General features: G+C 61.7%; 17 protein-coding genes and 1 pseudogene. 5 read left to right on the top strand and 13 right to left on the bottom strand.

The genetic code is table 11. The annotated features are described in order from the left end of the window. Positions 1-27: 27 nt before the first annotated feature. Genes XH81_RS18815 through XH81_RS18785 form a run of 7 tightly spaced genes read right to left on the bottom strand, consistent with a single transcriptional unit; the run spans position 28 to position 5832 of the window. Positions 28-684 carry an aspartate/glutamate racemase family protein gene (locus tag XH81_RS18815; protein ID WP_028140365.1) on the bottom strand — a complete coding sequence of 219 codons (657 nt, stop codon included), beginning with the start codon at positions 682-684 and terminating at the stop codon, positions 28-30. Between the two features lie 8 nt (positions 685-692). After that, positions 693-1577 (bottom strand): polysaccharide deacetylase family protein, encoded by an 885-nt coding sequence (locus XH81_RS18810; protein WP_028140366.1) that lies wholly within the window; start codon positions 1575-1577, stop codon positions 693-695. Then, complete coding sequence (locus tag XH81_RS18805) at positions 1564-2379, bottom strand: ABC transporter substrate-binding protein (RefSeq protein WP_028140367.1); 816 nt, start codon at positions 2377-2379, stop codon at positions 1564-1566. Before XH81_RS18805 ends, XH81_RS18810 begins: the two co-directional genes overlap by 14 nt. 14 nt (positions 2380-2393) lie before the next feature. Continuing rightward, a complete protein-coding gene (locus tag XH81_RS18800; protein WP_028140368.1) occupies positions 2394-3158 on the bottom strand; it encodes an amino acid ABC transporter ATP-binding protein in 765 nt (254 codons plus the stop codon). Further along, complete coding sequence (locus tag XH81_RS18795) at positions 3155-4012, bottom strand: amino acid ABC transporter permease (RefSeq protein WP_028140369.1); 858 nt, start codon at positions 4010-4012, stop codon at positions 3155-3157. Before XH81_RS18795 ends, XH81_RS18800 begins: the two co-directional genes overlap by 4 nt. Then, positions 4009-4836 carry an ABC transporter substrate-binding protein gene (locus tag XH81_RS18790; RefSeq protein ID WP_028140370.1) on the bottom strand — a complete coding sequence of 276 codons (828 nt, stop codon included), beginning with the start codon at positions 4834-4836 and terminating at the stop codon, positions 4009-4011. Before XH81_RS18790 ends, XH81_RS18795 begins: the two co-directional genes overlap by 4 nt. A 39-nt stretch (positions 4837-4875) precedes the next feature. Continuing rightward, a complete protein-coding gene (locus XH81_RS18785; protein ID WP_080670082.1) occupies positions 4876-5832 on the bottom strand; it encodes an N-carbamoyl-D-amino-acid hydrolase in 957 nt (318 codons plus the stop codon). A gap of 151 nt (positions 5833-5983) precedes the next feature. On the opposite strand from XH81_RS18785, the gene XH81_RS18780 reads away from it, so the two are divergent. Together XH81_RS18780 and XH81_RS18775 are read left to right on the top strand one after the other, a co-directional pair. Continuing rightward, positions 5984-6910, top strand: a complete 927-nt coding sequence (locus tag XH81_RS18780; RefSeq protein ID WP_028140371.1) for a LysR family transcriptional regulator — start codon at positions 5984-5986, stop codon at positions 6908-6910. A gap of 122 nt (positions 6911-7032) precedes the next feature. Next, positions 7033-7737 (top strand): type 1 glutamine amidotransferase, encoded by a 705-nt coding sequence (locus XH81_RS18775; protein WP_028140372.1) that lies wholly within the window; start codon positions 7033-7035, stop codon positions 7735-7737. A 161-nt stretch (positions 7738-7898) separates the two neighbouring features. Here the strand turns inward: XH81_RS18775 and XH81_RS18770 are convergent, their stop codons facing one another. Continuing rightward, complete coding sequence (locus XH81_RS18770; RefSeq protein ID WP_028140373.1) at positions 7899-8366, bottom strand: nuclear transport factor 2 family protein; 468 nt, start codon at positions 8364-8366, stop codon at positions 7899-7901. A gap of 93 nt (positions 8367-8459) precedes the next feature. Continuing rightward, positions 8460-8837 (bottom strand): annotated as a pseudogene (locus XH81_RS18765) (YbgC/FadM family acyl-CoA thioesterase); the annotation flags it as partial. 91 nt (positions 8838-8928) lie between these two features. On the opposite strand from XH81_RS18765, the gene XH81_RS18760 reads away from it, so the two are divergent. The 3 genes from XH81_RS18760 (at position 8929) to XH81_RS18750 (ending at position 11792) form a co-directional block, all read left to right on the top strand. Further along, entirely contained in the window at positions 8929-9207 is a 279-nt protein-coding gene (locus XH81_RS18760; RefSeq protein WP_271596321.1) for a hypothetical protein, read from the top strand. Positions 9208-9566: 359 nt separating this feature from the next. After that, positions 9567-9839 (top strand): helix-turn-helix domain-containing protein, encoded by a 273-nt coding sequence (locus XH81_RS18755; protein WP_271596320.1) that lies wholly within the window; start codon positions 9567-9569, stop codon positions 9837-9839. A gap of 30 nt (positions 9840-9869) precedes the next feature. Further along, positions 9870-11792 (top strand): ATP-dependent nuclease, encoded by a 1923-nt coding sequence (locus XH81_RS18750; RefSeq protein WP_271596319.1) that lies wholly within the window; start codon positions 9870-9872, stop codon positions 11790-11792. A 16-nt stretch (positions 11793-11808) separates the two neighbouring features. Here XH81_RS18750 and ybgC read toward each other — a convergent pair whose 3' ends face one another. The 4 genes from ybgC to ruvB all read right to left on the bottom strand — a co-directional run bounded on the left by ybgC (position 11809) and on the right by ruvB (position 15492). Further along, complete coding sequence (ybgC, locus tag XH81_RS18745; protein WP_244625873.1) at positions 11809-12249, bottom strand: tol-pal system-associated acyl-CoA thioesterase; 441 nt, start codon at positions 12247-12249, stop codon at positions 11809-11811. Positions 12250-12488: 239 nt separating this feature from the next. Beyond that, positions 12489-13409 carry a metallophosphoesterase gene (locus XH81_RS18735; protein ID WP_028142012.1) on the bottom strand — a complete coding sequence of 307 codons (921 nt, stop codon included), beginning with the start codon at positions 13407-13409 and terminating at the stop codon, positions 12489-12491. A 141-nt stretch (positions 13410-13550) separates the two neighbouring features. After that, positions 13551-14336 (bottom strand): hypothetical protein, encoded by a 786-nt coding sequence (locus XH81_RS18730; RefSeq protein ID WP_028142013.1) that lies wholly within the window; start codon positions 14334-14336, stop codon positions 13551-13553. A gap of 121 nt (positions 14337-14457) precedes the next feature. Further along, positions 14458-15492, bottom strand: coding sequence for a Holliday junction branch migration DNA helicase RuvB (ruvB, locus tag XH81_RS18725; RefSeq protein WP_173019843.1), 1035 nt, complete (start codon positions 15490-15492; stop codon positions 14458-14460). Between the last annotated feature and the right edge of the window lie 106 nt (positions 15493-15598).

Here is a 15598-nt window from a genome sequence, read left to right as displayed (position 1 = left end):
TGAAGAGATCGAACTTCATCGTTCGTTTTACGTGTTCAACAAGACCGCGCCGATCGCAGCAGCCACCGCCTGCTGCGCTGGCTCGACCACGGGCACGCCGATCGCGTCCGCGATCGCCGCGCGGTGCGACGCCATGCCGGCGCAGCCCATCACCACGACATCGGCGCGGCATTGGGTGACCAGCGCACGGCCTGCGTCGATCAGGCGACCGCGGATGTCCGCGCCTGCGGTTTCCGCCGCGCTCGCGCCGACCGACCAGCTTCCGGCATAACGGCTGTCGACGCCCATCACCCGCGCCATGCGCTGCTGGCGGCGGATGCTCGACGGCGACAGTGCGATAATTCCAAAGCGTTCGCCCAGCATCAGTGCGCGGAAGATGCCGCATTCGGCGATGCCCAGCACGGGGCGGCCACCGGCCGCCTCACGCACCGCATGCAGGCCGGGATCGCTGAAGCAGGCGAGCACGAAGGCGTCGGCATTGTCGCGCGACACGCGGTTCACCAGCGGCATGACGACGCTGTCGGCGTCGCGCTGCGAGCTGATGCCCGGCGGCCCCTCGGCAAGGCCCACGACCTCGATGTCAGGCCCGCCGGCGATGCGCAGCGGCGCCACCGCGTCGTCGATCGCCGCCGTCACCGATGCCGACGAGTTGGGGTTGATGACGAGGATGCGGCGACGGGTCATGGCTTGGCTCAGCGGCTGGCCGCTTCGTGGCGGAGAAAATTCTCCGCGATCTTTTCGCCGGTCGTGATCCAGACGTCGGGACACGACTTTACGTAGGTGAGGAACTCGCGCAGCAGGCGCAGGCGCATCGGACGGCCGCTGCATTGCGGATGCAGCACGGTGGTCACCATCGCGCCCCAGTCGCGGACCTCGTCCAGTTCGTCCTTCCACATCGAGAGCACATGCTCCTTCGGGAAGATCGAGCGCGGGCTGAAGCGGGCGGACAGGCCGTGCATCCAGTCGTCATAGCTCGCGGTGACCGGCAGCTCGATCGTGCCCGGCTTGCCGTCGGCGAGCCGGTGGCGATAGGGCCTGACGTCATCGCGGAACGAGGACGTGTAGACGATGCCGTGGCGCACCAGCGCGACGCGCAGCTCCTCGGTGAACTCGCCGTAAGGCGCGCGATAGCCGGTCGGCCTGACGCCGAGCCGACGCTTCAGCGCCTCGAAGCCGCGCTCCAGCTCCTCCTCGATCCAGGGATCGCCGGGATCGGGGAGCAGATGGTGATACCCGTGATGGCCGATCTCGTGGCCGGCCTTGAGAATGGATTCGGCCATCGCCGGGTGCGCATCGACCGACCAGCCCGTGACGAAGAACGTCGCCTTGAGATCGAGCTGGTCGAGCAGCTCCAGCAGCTTGGGCGTGCCGACACGGGCCTCATAGCCGCCATAGCTCATGGTGATGAGCCGCTGGGCGTGACCTGCGTCCTTGCTGGTCCACGCGCTCTCGGCGTCCACGTCGAACGACAGGAACATCGCCGAATTGTACGGCTTCGGCCAGGGATAGTCCGGCGCGGGATCCGCGGTGTTGGCCGGGACGAGCGGGATGCTTTGGAGTGCTTTACTGTCCAGCATTGATGGTCGCCTTCTCGAGTGCGTTGTCCGTCAGTTTCCACTTGGCGAGCAGCGTGCGATAGGTGCCGTCCGCGATCAGCGCGTCGACCGCCTCCAGCATCGCCTGCTGCAACGCCTTTTCCTTGACCGGCAGCGCGATGCCGGTGAATTGCTGTGCGATGGGCTCGCCCACCGTTGCATAGGTGCCGGGCTCGAGATCCATGATGTAGGGCAGCGTCTCGTTGCCTTGGGCGGCGGCATCGATGCGGCCTTGTCTGAGCTGGGTGCGGGCGTCGGCTGAGCCGTCGGTGCCGACGAACTGAATCGGACTGCTGCCGCAATTCTTTTCGCTCCACGCCGCGATCTGCGCCGGGAACATGGTGCGGCGACTGGCTCCGACCTTCTTGCCGCAGAGCGATGCGGCGTCCTTGAACTCAGCCTTGCGCGACTGCTGCACGAAGAACTGCGGACCGCTGCGTAGATAATCGACGAAAGACGCGACCTCGTGCCGGCTGGCATAGTCGGTGAAGCCGGACAGGATGGCGTCCACGCGCCCCGTCGAGATCGACGGCATGAACTCGGCAAAGCTGGTTTCGGTCCATTCGATCTTGACGCCAAGCTTGCGGCCGATGGCTTCGCCGAGATCGATGTCGAAGCCGGACAGCGCGTTGGTCGCGGGATCGCGGAACTCCATCGGCGGATAGTTCGGCACCAATGCCACCTTGATGCTGCCCCGCTTGGCGATCTCCGCGGGCAGATCGATCGCCATCACCGACGCGTTCATGACGCCGAGGAACGCTGCCGCAACCAAAAGTCTCTTCATCAACACGCTCCCATTCAGATCACAGCGGAAAGAAAAGCCCTGGTGCGCTCCTCGCGCGGGGCGCCCAATACGTCCGATGCGCGGCCCTGTTCGACGATCGCGCCCTGGTCCATGTAGACGACGCGATCAGCGACCTCGCGCGCGAAGCCGAGCTCGTGCGTCACCACCATCATGGTCATGCCGCTCTTCGCCAGTTCCTTCATCACGGCAAGAACCTCGCCGACGAGCTCGGGATCGAGCGCGCTGGTCGGTTCATCAAAGAGCATTAGCATCGGCTTCATCGCCAGCGCACGCGCGATGGCGACGCGCTGCTGCTGGCCGCCGGAGAGTTGTGCGGGATACCAGTCCGCCTTCGCGGTCAATCCGACGCGGCGCAGCAGTTCGAGCGCTTCCCTGCGCACCTCATCGGGTTTGCGTCCCTGCACCTGGACCGGGCCTTCGGTGATGTTCTCCAGCGCCGTCTTGTGCGGAAACAAACTGAAGCGCTGGAACACCATACCGGTCTTCAGCCTCTGCCGCCCGATCTCGCGCTCGCTGAGACGGTGCAGCCGTCCGCTTTGCTCGCGCACCCCGAGCAATTCGCCGTCGAGCCAGATGCCGCCGGCATCGATCGTGGCCAGCTGATTGATGCAGCGGAGCAGCGTGGTCTTGCCGGAGCCGGAGGCGCCGATCAGGCACATCACCTCGCCGGGCCAGACGTCGAGCGAGACGCTTCTGAGAGCCTGGAATTCGCCAAAATTCTTGGCGACGGAGCGGATCGCGACGAGGGGCTTTGTCATCGCGCAAGCCGCAATGTGCCGCGCGCAAAACGGCGTTCGAGCAGCATCTGGAGCGGGGTCAGGATCGAGACCACGAGCAGGTACCAGAGCCCGGCGACGATCAAGAGCTCGATCACGCGGGAATTGGCGTAGTAGATGTTTTCGGCGTTGTGCAGCAGTTCCGGATACTGGATGACGCTCGCGAGCGAGGTCGCCTTCACCATGCCGATGAACTCGTTGCCGAGCGGCGGGATCACCACGCGCATCGCCTGCGGCAGCACGATCCGGCGCAACGCGCGCAACCGTCCCATGCCGATCGCCTGCGCCGCTTCATACTGCCCGATGTCGACCGACAACATGCCGGCGCGCATCACCTCGGAGGTATAGGCGCCCTGGTTGATGCCGAGCCCGAGCAGAGCGGCAAGGAACGGCGTCATGACGTCGACGGCGCGCGCGCTCCACAAGCCGGGAATGCCGATGATCGGGAACACAAGCGCGAGGTTGAACCAGAGCAGCAGCTGCAGGATCAGCGGCGTGCCGCGGAACAGCCAGGTGTAGCCGGCGGCGACCGTCTTCAGCACCGGATTGGGCGACAGCCGCATGATCGCGACGATGATGCCAAGGACGATGCCGAGCGTCATCGCCAGCACCGCCATCACCATGGTGTTGACGATGCCTTCGAGAATGACTTTTGCGGTCAGGAAGCGGCTGACATAGGACCATTCGATCTGGCCGTTCGCAAACGCGCGCGCAATGGCCGCGAGCACGAGAATGATGAGCGCGGCGCTGAGCCAGCGAAACCAGTGCGGCTCGCGCGCGATCCTCATCCCCGACAGATCAGGGAAACCTTCCGCGAGTGCCGGCGCCGGCTTCATTGCGGCGCCGCGTTGAGCATGGGCTGGGCCACAGCGTTCGCACCTAAGCCCCATTTGTCGAGAACCGCCTTGTAGGAGCCATCGGCGATCATGGCGGTGAGCTTCTCGGTCACGACCTCGCGCAGGGCGGCATCGTCCTTGCGGAACATGATGCCTTGATAGCCTTTGGCGAAGGGCTCGCCGACGACGCGGTATTTGCCGGGCTCCTGCGTTTGCGCGTAAGGCAGCGTCTCGCTGCCCTGCACGGCGGCATCGATGCGGCCTTGCTTGAGCTGGTTGCGGACGTCGATCGAGTTCTCGCCGGGGACATACTGGATGGCAGGCTTGCCGGCCGGCTCGCAATTCTGCTTGCTCCACTTCTCGATCTCGACCGGGAAGCTGGTGCTGCGCGTGGTGCCGACCTTCTTGCCGCAGAGATCGGTCGCGTCTTTGGCTCCATTGTCCGCCACGACGAAGAATTGCGGGCCGGTCTGGAGGTAATCGACGAAATCGGCGGTCTCGCGCCGCGAGGCCCGATCCGAGATGCCGGAGATGATGAAATCGGCGCGCTTGGTCTGCAGCGAAGGGATCAGCTCGGCGAACGGCGTCTCGCTCCAGACGATCTTGAGGCCGCCGAGCCGCTTGGCGAGCTCGTTGGCAAGATCGATGTCGAGCCCGACCAGCTCATTGGTCGCGGGATCGCGATACTCCATCGGCGCATAGGTGGAGTTGACCGTGAGCTTCAGCGTGCCCGCCTGCTTGATCTCCGCGGGAAGCTCGGCCGCCTGTGCCGACGTCGCGGCAGCCAGGGTTGCAAGGGCGAGGAAATGCGAAAGGCGTGTCATGTCAGCTCCTTTGCCAACGCCGCAACCGGCCGTTTGAAATCAATCCGCATCGAGAACGGCCGGCTCGATGACGCCTGCACGTTCAGTGATCACCCTGTATTGCTCCGGCCGCCGGTGGGCGGCGAAGTTGAACATCTTGTCCTTGCCCTGGCGACACAGGTCGAGATCGATGTCGGCGACGATCACTTCATCTGCGAGCGTCTGCGCCTGCGCGACGATGCGCCCATTCGGATCGACGATGCAGGAGCCGCCGATCAGTCCGGAGCCGTCCTCCTCGCCCGCCTTCGCCACCGAGATCGCCCAGGTCGCGTTCATGTAGGCGTTGGCCTGCGTCACCAATGTCGAGTGGAAGGTGCGCAGGGCGCCGTCTTCGGTGGTGCCGCCATTGGGATCGTAGGCAGCCGAATTGTAGCCGATACAGACAAGCTCGACGCCTTGCAGGCCGAGCACGCGCCAGGATTCCGGCCAGCGGCGATCGTTGCAGATCATCATGCCCATGATGGCGTGGGCCCAGGCCGAGCCGGCGCGGAAGGCGGGAAAGCCGAGATCGCCATATTCGAAATAGCGTTTCTCGAGTTGCTGGTAACGTGCGCCCGGCCGCGGCTCCACCGAACCCGGCAGGTGAACCTTGCGATAGCGGCCCAAGATCTCACCGTCGCGATCGACCAGGATGGCGCAATTGTAGCGGCGGCCGTCAGCGGTCTGCTCGGCATAACCGACATAGAAGCCGACGCGCAGCGCCCGCGCACGATCGAACAGTTTAGCCACCGCAGGGTTCGGCATTCCGCGCTCGAAATAACGGTCGAGCGCCTCACCCTCGAGCAGCCAACGCGGGAAGAAGGTGGTGAAGGCAAGCTCGGGGAACACCACGAGGCTGGCGCCGCGGCCGGCCGCCTCCTCCAGCAGTGCAAGCATCCGCGACAACGTATGCTCGCGCGTATCGGCTTTTTGCGTCGGCCCCATTTGAGCGGCGGCGGCGCGAAGGACACGAACCAAGTTTGCCTCCAATCTGTGCGCAATGCTGCCTCAATGGGCGAATGAACCCTTTGATGCGACGTGCAAATCCGCTGCCATTACGGGCGAGCGGGGCTGCAAAATCAATTCGTTCTGCTATGATGTTTTGGCCCTGAGTATAATCGGCAGTGATATGAACCTGCGTCAGCTCGAAATCCTGCGCGCCGTCATCCGCCATCGCACGACGGTCGCGGCGGCGGACGAACTGGCCCTCTCGCAGCCCGCGGTCAGCAATGCGCTGAAGACGATGGAGGCGCAGGCGGGCTTCGCGCTGTTCGAGCGGGTCAACAACCGGCTGTTTCCGACCGCGGAAGCGATGGCGCTGTACAAGGAGAGCGAGGCGATCTTCGCGCTGCACGCAAAACTCGAGAACCGCGTGCGCGATCTGCGCGAGAACCGCTCCGGACACCTTGCCATCGTGGCGACGCCGCCGCTGGCCTACAGCATCATCCCCTCCGCGCTGTCGGGCTTCCTGCGGCGTCGCCCGGAGACGCGCGTGTTCTTCGACGTGCGCCGCTACGAGGGCATCATCGAGGGCGTGCTCAGCCGTGTCGCCGAGCTCGGCTTCGCGCTCGGGCTGACGCATCATCCCGGCATCGCGCACGAGGTGGTGCATACCGGCGAGATGGTGTGCGTATTGCCGCCGCAGCACCCGCTCGCCGAAAGGCCCGTGATCTCGGCTTCGGATCTGTCCGGCCTGCCTTTCATCGGGCTCGAACGCGGCACGCGGCTGGGTGAGGCCGTGCGCGACAGTTTTGCCCGCGCCGGCGCGCCGTTTCAGCCGACCGTCGAGGTGCGCTACTGCAACACGGCCTGCGTGTTAGCTGCCGCCGGCGTCGGCGCCGCGGTGGTCGATCCCTACTCGCCGCGACAGAACGGCGGCAGCGGCCTCGTTGTCCGCCCGTTCACGCCGACGACGCACGCGGTCGCCTATATGCTATGGTCGGAGGCCGAGCCGCTGTCGCGCCTGGCCAAGGCCTTTCTCAACGAGGTCCGCAAGGAAAGTGCACTGCTGGAGCGTACAGCGTCACACCAGCAATATAGGGCAGAAGGCGGCTGAGCATGATCCGGAAAAGTGTGAAGCGGTTTTCCGGAAAGATCATGCTTGAACAACAAACAAAGCGCGATGACGATTCATTCTGATCTCATCGCGCTTTGGCTTCGCAACCTTCCGGGGGGCACATGGCACGCATCACCATCATCGAGACCGGACAGGTCCCGCAAAAATATCGGGAGCAGCACGGCTCGTTCCCGGACATGTTCGAACGCATGGTCCGCACCGAGGACCCGACGGCCACGGTGGACGTCGTCAGCATCCCGAATGGCGACGCGCTTCCCGATCCGGGCAAGCTCGAGGCCGTGCTGATCACCGGCGCGGCAGCAGGCGTCTATGACGGGCTCGACTGGATCGCGCCACTGGAGCATTTCGTCCGTACCGCTTACGCCAACAAGACGCCGATGGTCGGAATCTGCTTCGGCCATCAGTTGATCGCGCAGGCGCTCGGCGGCACCGTGCGCAAGTCGGAGAAAGGCTGGGGCATCGGCCGGCACGTCTATCAGGTGCTGCCGGAGAACGGCGTCATTGCCTGCGAGGAGGTCGCAATCGCCGCCTCACATCAGGATCAGGTGATCGAGCCGCCCAACGACGCGCTGACGATCCTGTCGTCGGAGTTCACCCCGCATGCCGGCCTGCTCTACGCCAATGGCACGACGCTGACCGTGCAGCCGCACCCGGAGTTCGACGTGGCGTTTGCGCAAGTGTGCTGCGATCTGCGCGACGGCAAGGCTCCGGATGACGTGGTGGCGACGGCGCGCGCATCGCTGGCCGAGCCGATGGACAATGCGAAGCTCGGTGGGGCGATTACGCGGTTTCTGGCAAGGCGGTGAGACTTCACCTCGCCCCGCTTGCGGGGAGAGGTCGGATTGCATCGAAGATGCAATCCGGGTGAGGGGGACTCTCCGCGAGTCCGTCTGCCATCGAATTTGCTGAAGCAGCCCCTCACCCCAACCCTCTCCCCGTAAGAACGGGGAGAGGGAGAGGAAGCGCCTCAGAACGGACTCTCCCCCAATCCCGGCACATCGGCCGGCCGCGGCCCCGGCGCGGCCCAATGAAAGCGGCGGTCCTTCTCCGCAATGGCGATGTCGTTGATCGACGCTTCGCGGCGCTTCATCAGCCCGTCCTCGTCGAACTCCCACTGCTCATTGCCGTAGGAGCGATACCACTGGCCGCTCGCGTCGTGCCATTCGTACTGGAAGCGCACGGCGATGCGGTTCTCGTCGAAGGCCCAGAGGTCCTTGATCAGGCGGTAGTCCTGCTCCTTCTCCCATTTGCGGGTGAGGAACGCGACGATGGCCTCGCGGCCCTGCAAGACCTCTGAGCGATTGCGCCAGCGGCTGTCCTCGGTATAGGCGAGCGAGACCCGCACCGGGTCGCGTGAATTCCAGGCGTCCTCGGCCATGCGGGCCTTTTGCGCGGCGGTCTCACGGGTGAAGGGCGGAAGCGGCGGGCGCGACATGATGGCCTCATCGGTTGGTCGAGGCCGCAATCTATCGCCGCGACTGGTGGAGTCGATAGGCGATCACAAATCGGGCGATCACTTATCGGGCGATCAGGAAATCAGATCGGCCTTCATCAACGCGCGGATCGATTTCGGGATCGGCTGGGCGCGGCCGCCGCTGATGAAGGCGACGCGCACCTCGGCCTTCACCAGAACCTCCTCGCCGCGACGCACTTCCTGCGCCAGCATGATCGAGGCGCCCTTCACCGCAACAGGCCAGGTCACGACGTCGAGCACGTCGTCCATCCGAGCGGGTTTCAGGAAATCCAGATGCATCGAGCGCACCACGAAGGCAAAGCCCGCACCTTCGGTCTCCACCTGGTCGAACAGCGCCTGCTGCTCGGCGCCCATCAGCCGGAGGTGATTGGTGCGGCCGCGCTCCATGTAGCGCAGATAATTGGCGTGATAGACGATGCCGGAGAAATCCGTTTTGCCGGTATCGGCACTACGCCGAAGAAGTTATGGTCTGATATTCTTTGGCCGATGGCGCGCAGCTGCCTAGAACCCGGTGTTTGCGACAATGAGTGAATCGAAACGTGACTTGAAGCTAAAGGAACTGCTCTGCCGTGCAGACCTTATGGAGACCGAATTAAAGATCGCCCGCTTTATGGTGCTCGATTGGATTCTCGGGTTCAGTGCTCCCACAGAGGACGAACTGAAACAGCTTGCGAAAGTACTAGACTATCACAGCACGCTAACGGACGAAGTGCTCGCCCTGCCGCCGACTGACGGAGAGGATTTCAAAAGCGCGCAGGCTACATTGGCGAATGAGTACAACCGCAAATTCGATCGAAGATAATTTTTCTAAGGTCGAATTTTCGTAGAGCGGTCTCTGGTAATTGCATGCTTTCCCTTACGGGAGCGGATCGCCGAATGTAGCGCCACCTTGTAATCCTCATCGGCCATTGTCCGACCGATTGCGCCCGCTAAACCAAGCCACGCCTCGCGAAAGTGAGCCTGCGTGAAAATGTTGCGCGGGTCATTTTCGGGGATGGGTCGCATCCTCGCTTGCAATGGCTTTCTTGGATATTTGCCAGTTGGCACAAGCTGCACTCCTTAACCTGAGTCAACGATAAATGATGACCTACATGCTTTCAAATGATATCATCTATTATAGACTATTTTGACGAAATATCAAGGTGTTAGTACAAATCGCGCATGTCGCCAGAACAGTGCCGAGCAGCGCGAGGTTGGTTGAATTGGTCCCAAGAGAAATTGGCGGCCAAAGCTCAGGTATCGAGCAGCACGCTTCGCGACTTTGAAGCTGGGCGACGCATTCCGATCGCCAATAATCTTTCGGCCATTCGGCGAGCGCTGGAGAAAGGCGGCATTCAATTCCTTTTCTTCGAGGGCAAACCGTTCGGCGTCGCGACGAATCAAACGCCGCAAAACGGAGTTGGGAGTAACGGGCACCCCCTTGCTAAGGATTAGTTGCACCACAGGCCGGGAGATGATCAAAGATTGAGCACGATTCCGAATTGCGTGGGGATGGGCTCTTTGCGGTACAAGTCGTTTCGAATCCAAAATTTCAAAGGTATCAAAGACACTACGGTCGAACTGAGCGCACTTGCAGGCGCTTCCGTCTTTGCCTTCGTCGGCCTCAACGAGAGTGGCAAGACGACCATCCTTGAAGCCATCCATAGTTTTTCACCCGATAGCGCGACGAGTGAGCTCTTGGGTGGAGATCACGAAACAGGCGTTCCCTTCAAGGAGCGCGTCCCCCGTCATGTAATTTCGACTTTCACGGGTTACGTGTCGGTGGCAGCCACTATTCTACTATCGGCAGAAGACAAGACATCAATTGCAGACACACTGCTCGAAAAGAACGACCTAGTCCTAGACGTCGATAGCTTTCCGGACACGGTCGTTATGGTACGGCAACAGCGCTTTGAGAACGGCGACTTCAAGCAGTCGTTCTTCACGCTCGTCGCAAAATATAGCGTGAGGAACAAGAAGCAAAAGCGATGGAGAGAGGCTACTGAACAAGAGACGGTTCTGGTCCGCAATGCCGTTTATAGCGAGACTCCAGACATCGCATATTTTCCGACATTCGTGTTTGATTTTCCAGAAAGCATTTTCTTGACGGAACGCGGCAACGCAATCGATGCGTTCTATCGCTCGGTTTTTCAGGACATATTGGATTTCGATAACAGGGGCCACACGATCGAAAAGGACATCGTCGGCCGCATTCGCAGCCATGACATGGTCATCCCATGGCTAACCTTTCTTACGACGTGGGGCGCGCACGACAGCAAAGACAAGATACAGCACGTCATGGATCGAGCGAGTGCTGCGGTGAGCCGTCTCGTATTCGGAAAGTGGAACAAGATCTTTGGCGAAGACACTCGCGGAAAGGAAGTTGTTATATCCTTCGACGTGGTCGAGGGCGAAACGGACGACGGCAAAGGCACTAAAGCGAAGACTCAAGAACACGATGTGAAAATCAAATTTCAGATTCGGGATGGAACGCGACGCTTCAACGTTAACGACCGCTCGCTAGGCTTCCGCTGGTTCTTCGCCTTTATGCTTTTCACCCAATTCCGGGTAGCCCGCTCATCTTCGCGTCCTATGCTATTTTTGTTTGATGAGCCTGCCTCCAATCTTCATTCCGCAGCTCAAGAGAAACTTATTGAATGCTTCCCTGAAATAGCGACAGCCGATCATACGCTAGCCTATACCACGCACAGTCACTATATGATCGAGCCGAAGTGGCTCGAACAAACATTCATCGTGACAAATCGAGCGGACGCTCCGCGAAGCTCTATTCTTGATGAGATATCGCTTGATGATGAATCGCTCGACGTAAAGGTCGCGACATACAGATCGTTTGTTAACGAACATCCAAGTCAGACGAGCTACTTCCAGCCAATCCTCGATCGCCTTGAAGTGGTCCCATCGCGATTTGATCTACAGAAGACCTCGATCGTCGTTGAAGGGCGATCTGATTATTACATTCTTAGGTATGCAGCCAATTTGTTGAACCGTAGCGATTTACCGATCCTGCCGGGACTTGGCGCAGGCACGTTTGGCGCGCTCGTCTCCTTGCACATTGGGTGGAATTTAAGATTCTTCTTTCTCCTTGACGGAGATCGACAAGGCAAAGATGAGAAGACTCGGTACGTCACGGAATACGGCATACCCGTGAATCGCATCGGAACGATCGACGAGCTAGTTCCTGGAATTGCGCAGATTGAAGACCTACTCGACGACGAGGCGTCAGATCGGATTCGGGATGAGTTAAAATTGGCTAATCGCCCCTCAAAAGGACAGATAAAGCGCTTCTTCCAAGAGCGGCTGGCCATGTCAAAAGTCAGCGACTTGGGATCGACATTCCATACACGCGCAAAAACATTGTTGGATGCTTTAGCAGCCAAACTTACCTAGCTGACTAACCATCTGTTCACTCCGCATTCATCGCGACCCGCAACGCTTTGGGAATTCTCTGAGCCCTTCCCGCAGCGACGAAGGCCACGCGCACGCGCGCCTCGACTATCAATTCGTCGCGGCGCGTGCACCGTTGCAGCAGCGTAATCGATGCGCCTTTGACTTGATCTGGCTGAGTGACGACTTCCAGGACGTCGTCCATGAATGCTGGCCTGAAAAAATCGATTTGCATGGAACGCACTACAAATGCAAATCCGGAAGCGTCGCCATCTGTCTCTTCGAAGAGGGCGCGCTGATCAGTCCCAAGAAGTCGCAAGAAATTCGTCCTGCCCCTCTCCATAAAGCGAAGATAGCTGGCGTGATAAACCGCTCCGCTAAAATCCGTATCTTCGTAAAAGACACGAACCTGCATGTGGTGCACACCGTTGCGAAGTTCGCCATCAAGAAAAGTCGTCACAATCGTTCGCCCGTATCAGAGCAGCACTGAAAGCTTCGGAAGGTCGTGATTGACTTTTCTATACGATGTCGGAACGGAGGCAAAACATTGAAATCCGTGTCCTCGTAATAGACGCGGACCTGCATGTGGTGGCGGCCGTCGCGGATCTCGCCGTCGAGATGAGCTGTCACGTCGCGAGCCTCTTCGCTTGTCGCTAACCGCCCCGTTTTGCGCAAAAACGGCCGGACGCGCAAGCGCAGCTAGGACACGGCGAGCCCTGTCCTTCCCAGCGTCACCTCGACGATCTCGGGCGGCACGCCGACGCGGATCGGCATGATGCTGCAACCGAGGCCACCGGAGACAATGAGGTCGCATTTCAGCCGGAAGTGGCCATAGGCGAGGCGCAGGCCGTTCTTGGGCGAAACCGCCGGCGACCAGCCAAGCAGGCGAACCTGGCCGCCATGGGTATGACCGGACAGTTGCAGCGCGACGCGCCCGGGTACGAGCGGCGCGATGTTGGGCTCGTGCGCGAGCAGGATGACCGGCGCATCGTCGGTGACCTTCGCCAGCGTGGCGTTAAGATCGTCGGCGCCGAAGCGGCCGATGCTGCGGAAGCGCCGCGCCGGCAGGAAGGCCAGCTGATCGCCGAGCCCCGCAAGCCAGAACGGGCGGCCGTCCTTGGTGAGGCGCACCACGTCATTCTCGTAGACGGGGATGCCGGCCGTCTCCAGCGCGCGATGGGCGATCGTCGGCCCATACCCTGCCTGCTGCACCGTCCCGTCGTCCCAATAATCGTGGTTGCCCATCACGGCATGGACGCCGAGCGGCGCCTTCAGGCGGGCCAGCACCCTCGCCCATTCGCTCGCCGGAATCATGCGCGTGACCTGATGAAGGCCGGCGACATAGTCGCCGAGCAGCACGACGAGATCGGCCTTCAGCGCGTTGGTGCGGTCGACGATCGACTCGATCCGCTCCAGCGACATCCAGGGATCGCAGGCATGAATGTCGGCGATGGCGGCGATCTTCAGCGGAAGATCCGCCGGCCATTGCCGCGGCGTCGGATGATAGCGGGTGACGCGGAGCCGCAGCACCGGCTCGATGCCGACGCCATAGGCGGCGGTCGAGACGCCGAGGGCGGACAGACCGCCGATGGAACGGATGAGATGACGGCGCGTGATCATGAGGACCCGATCGTAATGCGCCTTGTTGATGCGGTCCGATTGGAGCGGAATTGGGGTGCGTTCGTGCAGAACGTCTGCACGAGATTACCGGAAGTTCATGACAGGCGGAGGGCTTCGCACTTGCGGAAGACCAGTCGTCGCTCACGTGGGCGCCAAGCGAGCCGGCTTGTGCCGAGTCAACGCGGCAGAGCGCGCGCAGAGGAGGAGCCACAGCACCACCCACAGGAGCGGCACAATCATCGTCGGACCTTCCAGGATCGCACCAACCAAAATCAGTCCGACTGGCACGAACAGCAAAGCAGTCACGCCGGTCCAGACGGCGTTGACCAGCGGCCGACCGGAAGCATTGGAGAAGACCTTGGCCGGCAACCTCGAGCCCACCACAAAAACAAGCCATATCGCAAGGTAAGGCACGAACAGCCAAAGCAGAATGTCCTGAACCTGGGACATCGGGATCACGACTGAATCGGACCAGGGCGGATAATATCCGCGCGCCAACTCGGTCATGAAAAACAGATCGTAGGCAGGGATTTGCAGCAGCCAGGCCGCGCTCGCCAGACCGACGATCCAAATGCTCTTAGGCGTCGACAGCTCTCTCCAGGCCTTCTTGCGGCTCCACAACATGAAGCCAAGCATCGTCACCCCGGACGCAGCCAGCCCTGCGCCAGCATCGAAGAGGCCCCACTTGCTGGTACGCAAATTATTCATAGACCTGTACCAGTCCTCATCGCTACATCGCCGATCCGGGCTGGCGTTCGGAACGCCGGGCACACACTCCTGCCCGGTCCTGATCCGCTCCACAGCGGCAACGTCGGTGTATGCAGGTGTCGCGATGCCGATGGCGACCAGCAGGAAGCCGACCGTAGTTATGGAGAGAACGAGACATGCGAGCCGATAGCGTCTCGATCCGAAGCAATCTTCAACCACGCTATCCCTCTGGCTCGCAATCGACGGCAATACAGCTCAAGCGGTGGGACACCCTACGAAGGGATATCATCACCCTTCATTCTAGCAAAAATCGGATGATATCGTGCAGATATTGCGCAGATCAGTCGTCGCTGTCGTCCGCGCCGAACAGGCCAAACTGCGCCGCCGCATCCCGCGAGGGCTCGGCGATGCCGAGATGTCGGAAGGCGTGCGAGGTGAGCAGACGGCCGCGCGGAGTACGCTGCAGATAGCCGCACTGGATCAGGTAGGGCTCGATGATGTCCTCGATCGCATCGCGCGGCTCGGACAGCGCAGCGGCCATGGTCTCGACGCCGACCGGGCCGCCGCCATAGTTCATCGCGATGGTCGTGAGATAGCGGCGGTCCATCGCGTCGAGGCCCGCAGCGTCGACCTCGAGCGCGCTCAGCGCGTGGTCGGCAATCTTGCGATCGATCCTGTCGGCATCGGCCGCCGAAGCGAAATCGCGCACGCGCCGCAACAGACGGCCGGCGATGCGCGGCGTGCCGCGCGCGCGGCGCGCGATCTCGTTGGCACCGTCCGCGCTCATGCCGACATTGAGCACGCGCGCGCCGCGGGTGACGATGCTTTCGAGTTCCTCGATGGTGTAGAAGTTGAGACGGACCGGAATGCCGAAACGATCGCGCAAGGGATTGGTCAGGAGACCCGCGCGCGTGGTGGCGCCGACGAGGGTGAATTTCGACAGCTCGATCTTGACTGAGCGCGCCGCCGGGCCCTCGCCGATGATGAGGTCGAGCTGAAAATCCTCCATCGCGGGATAGAGCACCTCTTCCACCGCCGGACTGAGGCGATGGATCTCGTCGATGAAGAGCACGTCGCGCTCCTCGAGATTGGTCAGCAGCGCGGCGAGATCGCCGGCCTTGGCGATGACGGGACCCGACGTGGCGCGAAAGCCGACACCGAGCTCCTTCGCCACGATCTGCGCCAGCGTGGTCTTGCCGAGGCCCGGGGGACCTACGAACAGCACGTGATCCAGCGCCTCGCCGCGCTTGCGGGCCGCCTCGATGAAGATCGAGAGGTTCTTGCGCGCCTGCTGCTGGCCGACGAAATCGGATAGCGATTGCGGGCGCAGCGCCGTGTCGCCGACATCGTCACTGCGGCGCTCGGGCGACACCATGCGGTTGGCCTTGGGATCGCTCACTCAGCGAACTCCACGTAGGGTGGGCAAAGGCGCGCTTCGCGCCGTGCCCACCATGACTTCGATCGATTGAAAGATGGTGGGC

This window comes from Bradyrhizobium sp. CCBAU 25360, assembly GCF_028128695.1.
Lineage (GTDB): Bacteria > Pseudomonadota > Alphaproteobacteria > Rhizobiales > Xanthobacteraceae > Bradyrhizobium > Bradyrhizobium ottawaense.
This window is presented reverse-complemented; position numbering and strand designations above follow the sequence as displayed.